This window comes from Vibrio sp. vnigr-6D03 (assembly GCF_002835515.1).
Lineage (GTDB): Bacteria > Pseudomonadota > Gammaproteobacteria > Enterobacterales > Vibrionaceae > Vibrio > Vibrio penaeicida.
The window spans coordinates 214,924-230,436 of record NZ_PIZL01000016.1 but is presented as its reverse complement, the minus strand read 5'-3'; the positions used below and the strand labels follow the sequence as shown (position 1 = coordinate 230,436).

Annotated in this window: 13 protein-coding genes; all 13 read left to right on the top strand. The window is 45.0% G+C overall.

From position 1 onward, the window contains the following. Nucleotides 1-769 precede the first annotated feature (769 nt). The 13 genes from CW749_RS14060 (at nt 770) to fliG (ending at nt 15,513) form a co-directional block, all read left to right on the top strand. Complete coding sequence (locus CW749_RS14060; RefSeq protein WP_101112858.1) at nt 770-1,903, top strand: flagellin; 1,134 nt, start codon at nt 770-772, stop codon at nt 1,901-1,903. Between the two features lie 171 nt (nt 1,904-2,074). Then, nucleotides 2,075-3,205 (top strand): flagellin, encoded by a 1,131-nt coding sequence (locus CW749_RS14055; RefSeq protein WP_101112856.1) that lies wholly within the window; start codon nt 2,075-2,077, stop codon nt 3,203-3,205. A 570-nt stretch (nt 3,206-3,775) separates the two neighbouring features. Continuing rightward, nucleotides 3,776-4,909, top strand: a complete 1,134-nt coding sequence (locus CW749_RS14050; RefSeq protein WP_101112854.1) for a flagellin — start codon at nt 3,776-3,778, stop codon at nt 4,907-4,909. A gap of 76 nt (nt 4,910-4,985) precedes the next feature. After that, nucleotides 4,986-5,390: a flagellar protein FlaG gene (locus CW749_RS14045; RefSeq protein WP_101112852.1), complete on the top strand. Its 405-nt coding sequence runs from the start codon at nt 4,986-4,988 to the stop codon at nt 5,388-5,390. A 19-nt stretch (nt 5,391-5,409) separates the two neighbouring features. After that, the gene (fliD, locus tag CW749_RS14040) at nt 5,410-7,284 is read left to right on the top strand and encodes a flagellar filament capping protein FliD (protein WP_101112850.1); all 1,875 of its coding nucleotides are present in this window, start codon (nt 5,410-5,412) and stop codon (nt 7,282-7,284) included. 3 nt (nt 7,285-7,287) lie between these two features. Beyond that, nucleotides 7,288-7,593 (top strand): flagellar protein FliT, encoded by a 306-nt coding sequence (locus CW749_RS14035; RefSeq protein WP_101112849.1) that lies wholly within the window; start codon nt 7,288-7,290, stop codon nt 7,591-7,593. 12 nt (nt 7,594-7,605) lie between these two features. After that, on the top strand, nt 7,606-8,016 hold the full coding sequence (gene fliS, locus CW749_RS14030; RefSeq protein ID WP_101112847.1) for a flagellar export chaperone FliS: 411 nt from the start codon (nt 7,606-7,608) through the stop codon (nt 8,014-8,016). Between the two features lie 236 nt (nt 8,017-8,252). After that, nucleotides 8,253-9,725 carry a sigma-54 dependent transcriptional regulator gene (locus tag CW749_RS14025; protein WP_101112845.1) on the top strand — a complete coding sequence of 491 codons (1,473 nt, stop codon included), beginning with the start codon at nt 8,253-8,255 and terminating at the stop codon, nt 9,723-9,725. 121 nt (nt 9,726-9,846) lie between these two features. Further along, nucleotides 9,847-10,887 carry an ATP-binding protein gene (locus CW749_RS14020; RefSeq protein ID WP_101112843.1) on the top strand — a complete coding sequence of 347 codons (1,041 nt, stop codon included), beginning with the start codon at nt 9,847-9,849 and terminating at the stop codon, nt 10,885-10,887. Then, nucleotides 10,887-12,302: a sigma-54 dependent transcriptional regulator gene (locus CW749_RS14015; RefSeq protein WP_101112841.1), complete on the top strand. Its 1,416-nt coding sequence runs from the start codon at nt 10,887-10,889 to the stop codon at nt 12,300-12,302. The genes CW749_RS14020 and CW749_RS14015 overlap by 1 nt, the downstream gene beginning before the upstream one ends. Nucleotides 12,303-12,401: 99 nt before the next feature. Next, a complete protein-coding gene (gene fliE / locus CW749_RS14010; protein ID WP_101112839.1) occupies nt 12,402-12,713 on the top strand; it encodes a flagellar hook-basal body complex protein FliE in 312 nt (103 codons plus the stop codon). Nucleotides 12,714-12,728: 15 nt separating this feature from the next. Beyond that, entirely contained in the window at nt 12,729-14,468 is a 1,740-nt protein-coding gene (gene fliF, locus CW749_RS14005; RefSeq protein WP_101112837.1) for a flagellar basal-body MS-ring/collar protein FliF, read from the top strand. Beyond that, complete coding sequence (gene fliG, locus CW749_RS14000) at nt 14,461-15,513, top strand: flagellar motor switch protein FliG (RefSeq protein ID WP_101112836.1); 1,053 nt, start codon at nt 14,461-14,463, stop codon at nt 15,511-15,513. Before fliF ends, fliG begins: the two co-directional genes overlap by 8 nt.

Genomic DNA, 15,513 nt, shown 5'->3' with positions numbered 1-15,513 from the left:
AGAGACTAAGGAGACAGATACGATTAGCTAAACAATGCTCAGGCTGATTTGCTTTTTAATATAACGGGGAAGTGGGATGGATCTATCTGGACGCGATAAGCGAATCGAGATCGGTGCAATCATGGTAACTGGATAATAAAATGCGAACTATCAACCTAAAACGCAATAACTAGGTCACGAGGGAAAATATTGGCAGCGTGAAATGTACTGAAGAAACCTTATAGTTCATACATTTATACAACACTTGCCCATATCGAATTCGTTTCATTAGAAGTGATCTATCCAGGGGTTGGGTGGTGATTCAGAACCGTAGAGTACGGGTGCCTCGTCAGTAATTTACTGGACGCTAGAGCATCGATGTATTCTCTGAATTTCTACAGTTATTCTCGGTACTAGTTCCTCTAATTTCTATTTGTTTAGGCGTATCTAAAACATTAGCTTTCTGAATAGGTATTACATTATACCTATGCCCCCCTATATCTTCATACTGCCGTTCTGGTAGGGGTCTATCGTATCCAAATTAAATTAGATTAAATTGTATTTTATACAATTATAACATCATGTATTTAAACGAAAATAAATTAATAATATATTTAAATAAAGATTTCAGTGGTTTAGATGTGTTTTTGGGTTGTTTCTTAAGATTTATTTCAAAAATAGCTAAAGAAAATAAATAGTAAGTCGATACATTTTATGACTTTGAGAGAACTAATTGGTTTTCCGAGACGTCGGAAACCGCCCTTAACGGAAAATCAATGGGAGAAACACCATGAGTATGACAGTAAACACTAACGTATCAGCGATGACAGCACAGCGTCACTTAGGCAACGCAGCAAGTGACATTAATACATCGATGGAACGTCTATCATCTGGTTACAAAATCAATAGCGCTAAAGATGATGCAGCGGGTCTGCAAATCTCTAACCGCTTAAATGTTCAAAGCCGCGGCTTGGATGTGGCAGTACGAAATGCTAACGACGGTATTTCTATTGCACAGACAGCTGAAGGTGCGATGAAAGAAACCACTAACATCCTGCAACGTATGCGTGATCTATCTTTGCAATCTGCTAACGGCTCGAACAGTAAAGACGACCGAGTAGCGATTCAGGAAGAAATCACCGCATTGGATGACGAACTTAACCGTATTGCTGAAACCACATCATTCGGTGGTAACAAGCTTCTAAACGGTACCTTTGGCAACGCTTCGTTCCAAATCGGTGCAGACAGTGGTGAAGCTGTAATGCTGGGTCTTAAGAGCATGCGTTCTGACACAACTAGCATGGGTGGTCAAAGCTACCAAGCAGCAAATGCCAAAGGTGCTGATTGGACAGTAGACGCGGCCGCTGCAGACTTAACCATCGCATTCACCGACAAAGATGGTGCGGCTCAGAACCTCACCATTACCGCGAAGACAGGTGATGATATTGAAGAAGTAGCGACGTTCATCAACGGTCAGACTGATGCAGTAAAAGCGTCGGTAGGTGATGACGGAGTGCTTCAAGTCTTTGCAGACAACAACAAAGTAGACGGTGCAGTTACGTTTGGCGGAGCGCTTGGTGGTGAATTAGCCATGGGAGCTGCTCAGGCAACAACAGTTAGTGACATCGACGTAACAACGGTATCTGGTTCTCAGCAATCGGTAGCGGTAGTCGACGCAGCGCTTCAATATGTTGATAGCCACCGAGCTGAGTTGGGTGCATTCCAGAACCGATTCGACCACGCTATCAGCAACTTGGATAACATCAACGAGAACGTGAACGCGTCTCAAAGCCGAATCAAAGACACAGACTTTGCGAAAGAAACAACAGCAATGACTAAGTCTCAGATTCTGCAACAAGCATCAACCTCGGTACTTGCTCAAGCAAAGCAATCTCCAAATTCAGCGTTAATGCTGTTGGGCTAGTACTCGAAGTTTAAGGGCGGTCTAGGTGGTTGATTGTGTTGCAACCACCTGGCACACCACAGGGATAACGACGGTTTACCGTTACTGATTTAAATCGTCAATCCCGTGCCCAAGCAACAGTTTTGCTTAAAGTGGTTTTTCAACGGACTCAAAGATTTTCAGGAGCTTTCAGTGGCATTAACGGTTAACACCAACGTATCTGCAATGGCAACCAGACACCAACTAAAAGGTGTTATGAGCGATGCAAATACATCACTGGAACGCTTATCTTCAGGTACGAGAATCAACACAGCAAAAGATGACGCAGCTGGTCTGCAGATCTCAAATAGACTCCATGTACAAACTCGCGGGATAGATGTAGCAATTCGCAATGCAAATGATGGGTTGTCCATCGTAGAAACGGCTGAAGGTTCGTTAGACGAAGCAACCAATATCATGTTGAGAATGCGGGATTTATCCATTCAATCTGCCAACGGAAATAACAGCGATGACGATCGTCAGGCACTGCAATACGAAGTGTCCTCTCTCAATGACGAACTTAATCGAATTGCTGAAACGACCAGCTTTGGTGGTGAGAAACTGATTAACGGAACATATGGAACCAAATCGTTTCATATCGGACCTAACACTGACGCCATTATGGTATCACTGACGGACATGCGCACAGATAGTGAGCGTATGGGAGGAGACAGCTACGAAGCACAAAATGGAAAAGACAGCGACTGGATAGTTACCGACTCAAGCAACGAATTAAATATCCAGTTTCAGGATGTCGCAAACCAACCCGTTAATTTGCAAATTGTGGCTAAATCCGGTGACAACATCGAAGAGTTAGCGACATACATTAACGGACAAACGAACGAGATCAGTGCTTCAGTCAATGAAAATGGGCAACTACAACTGTTTGCACCTAATCATGATGTAAAATCTGATCTTACGTTTGGTGGCAGTCTTGCCTCAGAACTTGCACTATCGAAACAGGGTCAACTTACCGTCGATACTCTCAACATCAGTACGGTAGGCGGCGCACAGCAAGCAATTGCGGTGCTCGATGCGTCATTGACCTATGTCGATAGCCAGCGTGGCCAGCTGGGAGCAATTCATAATCGATTCGAAAGTGGTATCTCTAACCTAGGAAACATGAGCATTAATGTGAATGACTCCAAGGGTCAACTTAGAGATGCCGATTTCGCGAAAGAAGCCACTAGCCTGACAAAGTCGAAAATTTTGCAACAAGCTTCAAACGCGATCATCGCGCAAGCTAATCAAATGCCTTCAGCGGCGACAAACCTACTGCACTAATCAACAAACCTACTGCACCAACAAAACAACCAGCAGCATCAATTTTAAATTCAAGCCTAAAGCGCAACCATCTCAAATGTGTCGAGTTTCGTTCTTCTTCTTTCCATCCTTCTTAACTCAGTATTGCTAGAACCCCTAACCCTCTTATCTTTACAGGGGCTAGATAGAGCGAACCAGCACTTCTCCCGTAGACGCTCTCTGAGGCTTCTAGTGAATCGAAACGTATTTTCTACATAACACTAGTGCTTAAGATGTAATTCACCCTATAGCAAGCTTTGTAGGCGCTTTTTGAAGATTCTAAGAATACTAACGCTTGGCGTCTTTGTTACTGTCGAAATCTTTTCATTACGACATTGTGAGCTCTTAGTGAAATGACCAGTAATGCTAACTTACTGATCATCATGCGGTTATTCGGTTCCCTGCACTTTACCCCATAAAAAACATAAAAAAAAATGTGTTTTTCTCTAAAGAACTTAATGGATCCGCCGTTAAAAGGAATGCGAGAAATGAGATGGTTTAGCGAGGTGAGAGACGCGACGCCATCATCCTTAATGTCAAAGGAGATCTAATATGACAATATCAGTAAACACTAATGTGTCTGCTATGACGGCTCAGCGTAACCTGAATAACGCTGCTTCCGACATGAACAGATCAATGGAGCGTTTATCATCGGGATACCGTGTAAATAGCGCGAGAGATGATGCCGCTGGGTTACAAATATCGAATCGATTGGATTCACAAAGTCGCGGTTTAGACGTGGCAGTGCGAAATGCAAACGACGGGATATCGATAGCTCAAACGGCGGAAGGGGCGATGAAGGAAAGTACTAACATCCTTCAACGCATGAGAGACCTTGCACTTCAATCGTCTAACGGTTCCAACAGCCGCTCAGAGCGGATTGCGATTCAGGAAGAAGTGGGTGCTCTAAACGATGAGTTAAATCGTATTGCAGAAACGACTTCATTTGGTGGCAATAAGTTGCTGAACGGTACATATGGTACTCAATCTTTTCAGATAGGTGCCAGTTCCGGTGAAGCTGTATTGTTGAAAATGGGTAATGTCCGTTCCGACCATGAAAGTATGGCAGGAAAAAACTACACAGCTGCGAATGCGAAAGACGGCAACTGGGTAGTAGACAGCGGAGCTACTGACATGACCTTTGCGTTTACGGACACAGAGGGTAACGCGCAAAACATCACTATCAACGCTTTGGCCGGTGACGATATTGAAGAAGTTGCAACTTACATTAATGGTCAGCAGGATTACCTAAAAGCTTACGTAGGCGACGATGGTGAGTTGGGTGTGTTTGCCCACAACCAAAAAATAGATGGCGATGTGACGTTCAGCGGCGGGTTAGCTGGAGAACTGAGCATGGGAGCAAGCGCTGATGTTGCGGTTAATGATATTGACGTAACAACGGTTGCTGGTTCTCAACAAGCCGTGGCCGTCATTGACGGTGCACTAACAAGTGTCGACAGTAAGCGCGCAGAGCTTGGTGCATTCCAAAGCCGATTTGATCATGCTATCAGTAACTTGGATAGCATTAACGAAAACGTGAACGCATCGATGAGTCGCATACGCGACACTGATTTTGCAAAAGAGACCACTCAATTGACGAAGTCTCAGATCCTTGAGCAGGCGAGTACATCTATCCTCGCTCAGGCAAAACAGTCACCATCCGCGGCACTGAGTTTGTTAGGTTAAATCTGGTATACTTCTGTGTAAGAAGCGTGCATAAGGGCAACCTTTTGTAAGCTATCAAGGTGGAGGTGAGATCGTTATGGACATATCATCCTACACATCGATTTCCCAGCCTTCTTATGGTAGTGGCACAAAGATTGCTTCTACAGCTGAGGATGTATCCAGTGCTAATGCGCTAAAAAGAGCAGAGAATGAGGATCCGAAAGAAGCGATTCAAAACGATTCCGCACAATCATTCGCTGAAGAGCGTACTAAGATTAATGCAGATGAGTTAGAAAAGCGGATTGATGAAGTAAATGATTTTATTTCTTCACTCAATAAAGGATTGTCGTTCAAATTCGATGACGAGTCTGGGAGACGAGTTGTCACTGTATTCGATGCGGATACTGGTGATATCATCAAACAGATACCGAGCGAAGAAATGCTCGAAATATTAAGGCGCCTAGCCGCCAATTCCTCCGGGTTAATCGTGGAAAAGGTGTAATAGGTTTGAAGGTGAGAGAATGAGTGTAAACCCAATGGGTGGAATGTCTGGTATGGACATCAACTCTATGGTGAGCAAAATTGTGGATTCGGAGCGGCTTCCAAAGCAGCAACGGATCGATAATGAGCGCACCAAAGTTGAGACCAATATCAGCGCCTATGGTCGACTCAGGGAATCACTGGATTCTATGAAAGCACTGATGGCTCAGTTTCGTCAGGATAAGGCTTTCGCCGTACGTTCGGTGGAGTCATCCGATGAAGAAGTAGTTTCAGCTACAGCCACAACGGACGCAATCGCAGGCAGATATGCCGTCGATGTGGTGCAGCTTGCTCAGAACCATAAGTTGGGTTCTAACATTGTGGGTGAGAAAACTCGCTATGGGGCTGGTGAGCTGCAGATCCGTTTAGGAAACAGGGATTTTACTGTTGAAGTAAAACAAAATGCCAAGCTCATTGATGTTGTTAAAGGCATCAATGCAGCTACCGGCAATCCTGGTGTTCGCGCTGCCATCATCAACGATGTTGATGGTCAGCGCATTATTTTAGCTTCAGAAAAAACGGGTGTAGAAAACCAAATCTATGTTTCAGCTAACTCTGCTGACCCAAACAACCCCTTGGAAGCGCTTGAATACAAAACGCTAGAAGACAGGATGAAAGACCTGGAAGAAGCGCAAGCGGCACTCCTCAAATTACAAACTTCGCCAGTTTTAACTGCAGATGGGCAAGATGTTGCCGTTCTGGAGAACAAATATTCACCAAAGGAAATCGAAGAAGCCCTCGAAGGCAAACCGATCAATCCCGACGGTGTACTGCCTGTCTATGTCGTCAACCTACCGGGAATCGAAGAGCCGGTCATCATTGATGGCGTAGAGCAAAAGCCGCCTAAGCCGGAAGACACTATTCCCGGCTTCTCTGAAGCGGCGTCAGGAACACTACTTAGCTCTTACGAGCCAGGAACAGACGGGCTGGATGACAAAGCACGAGAGAAGTCGTCCGATATTCCTGGTTGGTCGCCAACGGCGTCAGGGACACTGACGGACTCCTATGTCACGGTTAAAGAACGTGACGCCATGTTGATGGAAAATGCGAAAGCTCAGCATGATAAAGACATTAAAGATGCACTAGCAAGAATTGAAGCTGCCCAAAAAGCGTTTGATGGCTACGGTGGTATGAATGAATTGCAAGAGGGTCAAGATTCTCTCGTAATCTTGGATGGCATTGCGCAAGTCAGTAGCGATAATAATGTTATTGAGAACGCGATTGATGGCGTAGATCTGACGCTAAAAGGCGTGTCAGACTCCAAGAAACAAACTGAAATCGGAATAGACTACGACAGAGAACGCGTTAGAAACGACATCCTGACATTTGTTGATTCATACAATCAGTTCTATAAGCTCAGTAAAGAACTTTCGGGGGCAGACCCCGCCTCTGGTGTCGCTGGTCCTCTTTCTGGTGACAGTATTGTCCGTGGTGCAGAGTCGCGCTTAAAAACAGTGTTTACCACTGCGATCAAAGACGCACCAGAAGACATACGAACCCTAACAGAGTTTGGCATCACAACAACGCGTCAAGGTACACTTGAAGTTAACTACGACATGCTTGATCGCCAACTCAATAAAAACTTTACTAAGCTTGGAGAGTTTTTTGGTGGGAATGATGGCTTTGCAAAAAAAGTAGAAGACGCCATACATTCGATGACGGGTGTCACTGGTTCTATAAGTACTCGAGAGAAGAGCTTGTATGAGCAGAACTACCGTCTAAACGATCAGCAAGTTAATTTAGATCGCCGAATGGACAGCCTTGAACAAAGAACACATGATAAGTTTTCTGCTATGCAGGAAGCCACGAGTAAGATGCAGGCACAACTTTCTGGCATGATGAATGCATTTGGTTAATGTATGTCCAATATATTGACAGACCTAAGCGATCTGGATCAGCAGCTTCTATCTTTTTTGGAAAAAGATGAAATAATTGCTGAAGAAATTGTTGCTGTGGTCGATAAAAGAGAACAGTTGTTGCAAAGTGCTTTGCAAGAGTTTGAAAAATCGCCTGACCTCGTCAATAAAGAAGAGTGGCAACAAGCAGTGGAAAGAACACAGAAAATTGTGTTACTGATGCAGGCGAATACCAATAAAATTGCTGATCACTTGAAAAAGTACCGACACGGAAACAAGTCTGTTCAGCTTTATAAGAAGTTTCTATAAGAGAGGATTACCATGCGAGGTTCTTTACAGGCTTACAAAAAGGTTTCAGTAGACAGTCAACTGTCTGCGGCCTCTCCGCATAAGATTATTCAGATGCTGATGGCTGGTGCAATTGAGCGCCTGATTCAAGGTAAGGCTGCAATGCAGCAGGGAAATATAGCAACAAAAGGTGAGCGTTTAGGTAAAGCGCTGGACATTGTTATCGCATTAAGATCTTGCTTGTCTATGGATGACGGTGGTGATATTGCTAAAAACCTAGATCAGCTTTACGAGTTCATGATTACGCAAATCACTGTGGCGAATCAGAGTAATGAACCAAAGCCGATCGACGACGTGGTTGATATCATTCGTGAGATCAAATCAGCGTGGGATCAGATTCCAGCAGAGTTTCATAACTTAACCTCAGCAGAATTAGGTCAGTAATCACGGATTTAAGATGTTTTAGAACAAAACTCACATCCGCAAAGTGCTTGGTTGCCTTATTTTTTTTATCGCATAGAATAGAGTCATTATTAGAGCCTACTCTTTTAATGGCTTTTTTGTTTTTGCTGCGCTCTTAATGCCCATAATTTTGCACACTTAATTCGTAAATGAAACAAAGTTGCAGGGCTTAGGTCTGTACGATAATGATTAAAATCTAAAGGCAAACACTTATTTCTATGCAAGGCTTGGCACAATTGTTGGTTATTGAAGATGATCAGCAGGTTAAACATAATTTAAGCATAATTCTTGAGTTCATCGGTGAGCACTGTGAAGTTATCAGTACCGATGAAATCGACAGCATTGATTGGACCGCGACATGGGCTGGATGCATTTTAGGCTCCATAAACCATAAATCGCAGACAGCACCTCTTACCAAGATACTGAAACAATCCAACCATATTCCACTTCTAATATTAAGCAGTAACACCATTTCTGTTGACGATTTTCCACATTATGTTGGTGAGCTTGAACAGCCTTTGAATTACCCTCAGCTCAGTGATGCGTTGCGTCACTGCCAAGAATTTCTAGGGCGCAAAGGGGGACCGCTCCCGTCTGCCAGCCGTAAAAATACGCTTTTCAGAAGTTTGGTTGGTCAAAGTCAAGGTATACGAGATGTACGCCATTTGATTGAACAAGTGTCTGCAACCGAAGCCAATGTTCTTATTCTTGGCGAATCTGGTACGGGTAAAGAAGTGGTGGCGAGAAACATCCACTATCACTCGCCGCGTCGAAATGGCCCATTTGTTCCTATTAACTGTGGCGCAATTCCACCTGAACTTTTGGAAAGTGAACTGTTTGGTCATGAGAAAGGCGCGTTTACGGGGGCAATCACTGCACGTAAAGGGCGTTTTGAGCTAGCCGAGGGCGGCACACTTTTCCTTGATGAAATTGGCGACATGCCAATGCCAATGCAGGTGAAATTGTTAAGAGTACTTCAAGAGCGCAATTTCGAGCGAGTTGGCGGTAACAATACAATCAAAGCGGATGTTCGAGTTGTTGCGGCGACGCACCGCAATCTTGAAAAAATGATTGAAGCTGAAAAGTTCCGTGAAGACTTGTTCTATCGTTTGAATGTTTTTCCTATCGATATGCCTGCTCTGAAGGATCGCAAAGAAGACATTCCACTGCTGTTAAAGGAATTGCTAACCAGAATGGAAGCGGAAGGTGGCATGCCGATATGCTTCACTCCACGAGCTATTAACTCAATGATGGAACATGATTGGCCTGGTAACGTCCGTGAGCTTGCTAATCTCGTTGAGCGTATGGTTATTCTTTTTCCAAACAGCTTGGTGGACGTTAATCATCTGCCCACCAAATATCGCTACAGTGACATTCCAGAGTTTCAACCGGAGAATCTTGGTTCAAGCCAATCCATTGAAGAACAGGAGCGTGATGCACTTTCTGACATCTTTTCGGAAGATTTCAATTTTGAAGAAAGCGCGCTCGATATGGAAGAAAACGCCAACAGTCCTCAGGAATTACCCCCAGAAGGCGTTAACTTGAAAGAGCTTTTGGCAGACGTTGAAGTGAATATGATCAGCCAAGCGCTAGAAGCTCAAGGTGGTGTTGTTGCACGAGCTGCGGACATGTTAGGAATGCGCCGTACAACCCTTGTTGAGAAAATGCGTAAGTATAATCTCAACCGATGAGCGCACTTTTGTCAATCAATTGACACTGACAATATAATTTAACTTTTTGATTTTTAACGATAAATAGCCTGGCATGCATTATGCATTACAGGCTATTGTTGTTTTTAGTCGGAAACCTGTCATGACACCATCAGAAATTCAAGAAAGTACCTCAGCGCTAGGATCCTTAGAAGATCAGGTTGCGCGTTACAAACAAGTTTTGGATGTGATGCCAGCTGGGGTTATTTTGCTTGATACTCAAGGTAGTGTTTATGAAGCGAACCCTGAAGCAGAAAAATTGCTTGAAGTTCCTCTGGTTGGTCAGAAGTGGTTTGAAGTTATTCAAGCCGCATTCGCACCTCGAGAAGATGATGGACATGAAATTTCGCTCCGAAATGGACGTAAGGTACGTCTCGCTATTTCAGCGTCTCAGACTGGGCAGCTAATATTGATCACGGACTTAACCGAAACTCGGCTATTACAAGCTCGTGTTGGTGATTTACAGCGGTTGTCTTCTTTAGGGCGAATGGTCGCATCTCTAGCGCACCAAGTACGCACGCCCCTTTCTAGCGCCATGCTTTATGCTTCCAATTTAGGTGCGCCAAATCTACCGGCTCCCACGCGTGAACGCTTTCAAACCAAATTGGTCGACCGATTACACGATCTCGAAAAGCAAGTGAACGACATGCTGTTGTTTGCCAAAGGTGGAGACAACAAGGTCGTTAAGCCATTTACAGCCGAAGACTTGCGCACCGAATTTCAACCCATGGTGGAAACAGCAATCAAAACCAGTTCGATTGATTATCATCTCGAATTGGAAAACCCTGATGCAATGTTGATGGGTAACGCAAATGCAGTGGCTTCGGCGCTCAGTAATCTTGTGATCAATGCAATCCAAATTTCAGGAAAAGGGGCACAAATAGATGTCTATTTCCGAGTAGTAAATAACGAACTAAAAATTTCGATTCAGGATAGTGGCCCTGGTGTCCCACCTGAATTACAGCAAAAAATTATGGAACCTTTCTTTACCACCCGATCTCAAGGTACGGGGTTAGGGCTCGCCGTTGTTCAAATGGTTTGCCGCGCCCACGAAGGAAGGTTAGAACTGATTTCAGAGCCGGGAGACGGTGCTTGTTTCACTGTCTGTCTGCCCCTTGCAACGACAAACTCTGGAGAAGAATGATGGCTCAAAGCAAAGTATTAATAGTTGAAGATGATGAAGGTCTACGTGAAGCTCTTGTCGACACCCTTGCTTTAGCAGGTTACGAGTGGGTAGAAGCAGATTGCGCTGAACAAGCTTTGATTATTCTGAAGTCAGAAGAAGTCGATATCGTTATTTCAGATGTTCAAATGGCGGGAATGGGTGGGCTTGCGCTACTGAGGAACATTAAACAGCATTGGCCGAACCTACCTGTATTATTGATGACGGCGTACGCCAATATTGAAGATGCAGTTGCGGCCATGAAAGAAGGGGCCATTGACTACATGGCTAAACCATTTGCGCCAGAAGTGTTGCTCAACATGGTTAGCCGTTACGCCCCAGTAAAAAGTGATGATGAAGGTGATGCTGTCGTTGCTGATGAGAAGAGCCTAAAATTGCTTGCCCTTGCGGATAAGGTAGCGAGAACAGACGCAAACGTCATGGTGCTCGGACCAAGTGGTTCAGGTAAAGAAGTGATGTCTCGATACATACACAATGCATCCCAGCGAAGTGATGGTCCTTTTGTTGCTATCAACTGTGCCGCTATTCCCGATAACATGCTGGAAGCCACACTGTTTGGGTATGAGAAAGGGGCGTTTACCGGTGCCGTTCAGGCGTGCCCAGGGAAATTTGAACAGGCGCAAGGCGGCACCATTTTGCTAGATGAAATCAGTGAAATGGACTTGAATCTGCAAGCTAAACTGCTCCGTGTTTTACAGGAACGCGAGGTTGAGCGTTTAGGTAGCCGTAAAAGTATTAAACTGGATGTGCGTGTGTTAGCAACCAGTAACCGTGATTTGAAACAATACGTTGCTCAAGGCAATTTCCGAGAAGATTTGTATTACCGCTTGAATGTATTCCCAATTGCTTGGCCACCACTATGCCAGCGTCAGGGGGATATTGAGCCGCTCGCCAAACATTTGGCGGAGCGCCATTGTAAAAAATTAGGCATGCCGGTTCCTAACGTTTCTGCTACTGCGTTGCAAAAATTAGTTTCATACCCTTGGCCTGGTAACGTTCGTGAGCTCGATAACGTTATCCAGCGAGCGTTAATATTAAGCGAACAAGGTGATATCGGGTCCGACCATATCCTACTTGAAGGTGTCGATTGGGAAGATGCGAATAGCTTACAAGCCGTTGTTGAATCGGGTGATGTGGCCATACCTTCCGTTAAACCTATTGCTGAACCCGATAATGAGATCACAAAAACAATGGGAGCTTCTGCTGATGGTCTAGGTTCTGAGCTAAGAGAGCAGGAATACGCTATTATTTTGGATACTTTGGCAGAATGTAACGGGCGCAGAAAAGAAATGGCAGAAAAGCTAGGTATCAGCCCAAGAACCTTGCGCTACAAGTTAGCAAAAATGCGTGATTCAGGTATTGATATCCCTAACTGATAAGCGTCATACTTGCGCCACTGGTTAGTGGCATATTAATTGCAGCGTCAAAGAATAGAATGCAGTAACAAGTCAGAATATTGACGACAGAGGTGAACAATGAAAATTGGTGGAATGAATCAGGAAATGCAAGCGATGATGCTTGAAGCGACAAACTCCACTAAACCCGCTACAGGACAGCAGGTTTCCTCTGATTTTGGTGCGCTATTGGATAACGCCATAAACAACGTTAATGCGCTACAGAAGCAATCCGGAGAGCTAGCAACTCGATTTGACCAAGGCGACCCTAACGTATCGTTGTCTGATGTGATGATTGCTCGAAACAAATCTAGTGTGGCTTTTGACGCGACGATTCAAGTAAGAAATAAACTGGTAGAAGCTTATAAAGAGCTGATGAACATGCCAGTATAAAACAGGTAGTGACAAGTGGCTGAAGACAAATCAACAGATCTCGCGGTATCCGATGGTGGTGCAGTAGCAGTAGGAAGTGACCTGGATAACGAGAGTCAAAACCTAGACTTAGATGAGCAAAGCTCCTCGAAGTTTGACATGTCAATGGGTGATCTAGACCTATTGCGTCAGGTGGTTTTGGTTGTTGCTATTTCAATATGTGTAGCGCTTATCGTCATGGTGTTCTTTTGGGTGCGTGAACCTGAGTTACGTCCGCTAGGAACATATGAGACAGAAGAACTGATCCCCGTTCTTGACTACCTTGACCAACAGAAAATTGACTATAACCTCGAAGGGAATACGATTCGTGTTCCAGTGAGCGAATACAGCAACATCAAACTCAACATGACCCGAGCGGGCTTGAATCAACCGGATCCAGCGGGTGATGACATTCTTCTGCAGGATATGGGGTTTGGTGTTTCCCAGCGTTTAGAGCAAGAGCGCTTAAAACTCAGCCGCGAAAGACAACTTGGTAAAGCTATCGAGCAAATGCGACAAGTTCGTAAAGCACAAGTTTTACTTGCCCTACCTAAACAAAGTGTCTTTGTTCGCCATAATCAAGAAGCGTCAGCAACCGTATTTTTGACACTTGGTTCCACTAACTCTCTTAAGCAAGAAGAAGTGGATTCCATTGTCGATATGGTATCCAGCGCCGTACCTGGCATGAAGCCGACAAGAGTAACCGTAACCGATCAGCATGGTCGGTTGCTCAGCTCGGGGTCGCAAGACCCAATGGCAACAGCTCGCCGAAAAGAACATGAGCTAGAACGCAAGCAAGAGCAGGCTTTACGAGAAAAAATCGATTCTGTTCTTATCCCTATATTGGGTCTCGGGAACTACACCTCTCAAGTAGACATTGAGCTCGACTTTAGTGCTGTGGAGCAAACTCGCAAACGATTTGATCCCAATACACCTTCTACACGCAGCGAATATACGTTAGAAGATTACAACAACGGAAATGTGGTTGCTGGTGTACCTGGTGCGCTTTCAAACCAGCCGCCTGCGGACGCGTCCATCCCTCAAGATGTGAAACAGATGAAAGATGGCTCGTTACTTGGGCAAGGTTCTGTTCACAAAGAAGCCACTCGAAATTTTGAGTTAGATACCACTATTAGTCATGAGCGTAGGCAAACAGGTACCGTAAACCGCCAAACGGTGTCGGTGGCTATCCGTCATAAACCGAGCGTTAATGCGGAAACGGGTGATGTGACCTACCAGCCGTTGGCTCAAGCAGAGATTGATGCCATTCGAAGTGTGCTGATCGGCGCAGTTGGGTTTAATGAAACACGCGGTGATTTGCTGAACGTTCTGAGTGTCAAGTTTGCAGAACCAGAAACCGAAGTCATGCTGGATGTGCCAATCTGGGAACACCCGAATTTCAACGACTGGATTCGTTGGTTGGCAAGTGCGCTGGTTATCATCGCAATCATCTTGATTTTGGTTCGCCCAGCGATGAAGAAACTTATCAACCCTCATTCGGATGATGACGAGGATTCAGAATTTGGTGCCGATGGACTTCCACTGTCGGCGGATGGCGATACCAGCTTGATTGGTAGCGACATCGATGCAGGTGACTCGTTTGAGTTTGGCTCGGGTATTGATTTACCTAACCTGCACAAAGATGAAGATGTATTAAAAGCGGTTCGTGCACTGGTTGCAAACGAACCAGAGCTCGCAGCACAAGTAGTGAAGAATTGGGTGTCAGAAGATGGCTAACGACGTTGCAAAAACAGATGATGGCGGTGAAAAAGGCTCGGAAATCGATATTGAGTCGATTCCTGGAGAGGAACGTGCCGCGATATTGCTTTTGAGCCTAAATGAATCGGATGCCGCAGGCATTATTCGTCACCTAGAACCCAAGCAGGTTCAAAGAGTGGGTAGTGCTATGGCGAGGGCAGCCGACCTAAACTCAGATAAAGTTAGCGTTGTGCATCGTGCGTTTCTGGAAGATATTCAGAAATACACCAACATAGGTATGGGCAGTGAAGACTTTATGCGAAATGCTTTGGTTGCTGCTCTAGGTGAAGATAAAGCGAACAACCTCGTTGACCAAATATTGTTAGGTACTGGCTCGAAAGGCTTGGATTCCCTTAAATGGATGGACCCTCGTCAAGTTGCCAGCATCATAGTGAACGAGCACCCGCAAATTCAAACTATCGTACTTTCTTATCTCGAAGCCGACCAATCCGCAGAGATCCTGTCGCAGTTTGCCGAGCGTGATCGTCTCGACTTGGTTATGCGTATCGCCAACTTAGAAGAAGTTCAGCCTTCTGCATTGGCAGAGCTAAACGAAATCATGGAGAAACAGTTCGCGGGTCAAGCCGGTGCGCAAGCTGCCAAGATTGGTGGTACTAAGGCTGCCGCTGAGATCATGAACTTCATGGATAACAGTGTCGAAGGCATCTTGATGGACCAAATCCGTGAACAAGATGAAGACATGGCGACTCAGATTCAAGATCTGATGTTCGTGTTCGAAAACTTGATGGAAGTGGACGACGCAGGTATTCAAAAATTGCTGCGTGATATTCCACAAGATGTATTACAACGAGCGCTCAAAGGTGCCGACGATGGTCTTCGCGAGAAAGTATTCAAGAACATGTCAAAGCGTGCAGCCGATATGATGCGCGACGACATGGAAGCGATGGCTCCGGTAAAAGTTTCCGATGTGGAAGCTGCTCAAAAAGAAATTCTGGCGATTGCCCGACGTCTTGCCGACAATGGCGAGCTCATGCTGGGTGGTGGTGCAGACGAATTCCTATAA

Coding starts and splice junctions, on each gene's coding strand:
- CW749_RS14060 (WP_101112858.1), top strand. CDS start 770: ATGAGTATGACAGTAAACACTAACGTATCAGCGATGACAGCACAGCGT.
- CW749_RS14050 (WP_101112854.1), top strand. CDS start 3,776: ATGACAATATCAGTAAACACTAATGTGTCTGCTATGACGGCTCAGCGT.
- CW749_RS14045 (WP_101112852.1), top strand. CDS start 4,986: ATGGACATATCATCCTACACATCGATTTCCCAGCCTTCTTATGGTAGT.
- fliD (WP_101112850.1), top strand. CDS start 5,410: ATGAGTGTAAACCCAATGGGTGGAATGTCTGGTATGGACATCAACTCT.
- CW749_RS14035 (WP_101112849.1), top strand. CDS start 7,288: ATGTCCAATATATTGACAGACCTAAGCGATCTGGATCAGCAGCTTCTA.
- fliS (WP_101112847.1), top strand. CDS start 7,606: ATGCGAGGTTCTTTACAGGCTTACAAAAAGGTTTCAGTAGACAGTCAA.
- CW749_RS14025 (WP_101112845.1), top strand. CDS start 8,253: ATGCAAGGCTTGGCACAATTGTTGGTTATTGAAGATGATCAGCAGGTT.
- CW749_RS14020 (WP_101112843.1), top strand. CDS start 9,847: ATGACACCATCAGAAATTCAAGAAAGTACCTCAGCGCTAGGATCCTTA.
- CW749_RS14015 (WP_101112841.1), top strand. CDS start 10,887: ATGGCTCAAAGCAAAGTATTAATAGTTGAAGATGATGAAGGTCTACGT.
- fliE (WP_101112839.1), top strand. CDS start 12,402: ATGAAAATTGGTGGAATGAATCAGGAAATGCAAGCGATGATGCTTGAA.
- fliG (WP_101112836.1), top strand. CDS start 14,461: ATGGCTAACGACGTTGCAAAAACAGATGATGGCGGTGAAAAAGGCTCG.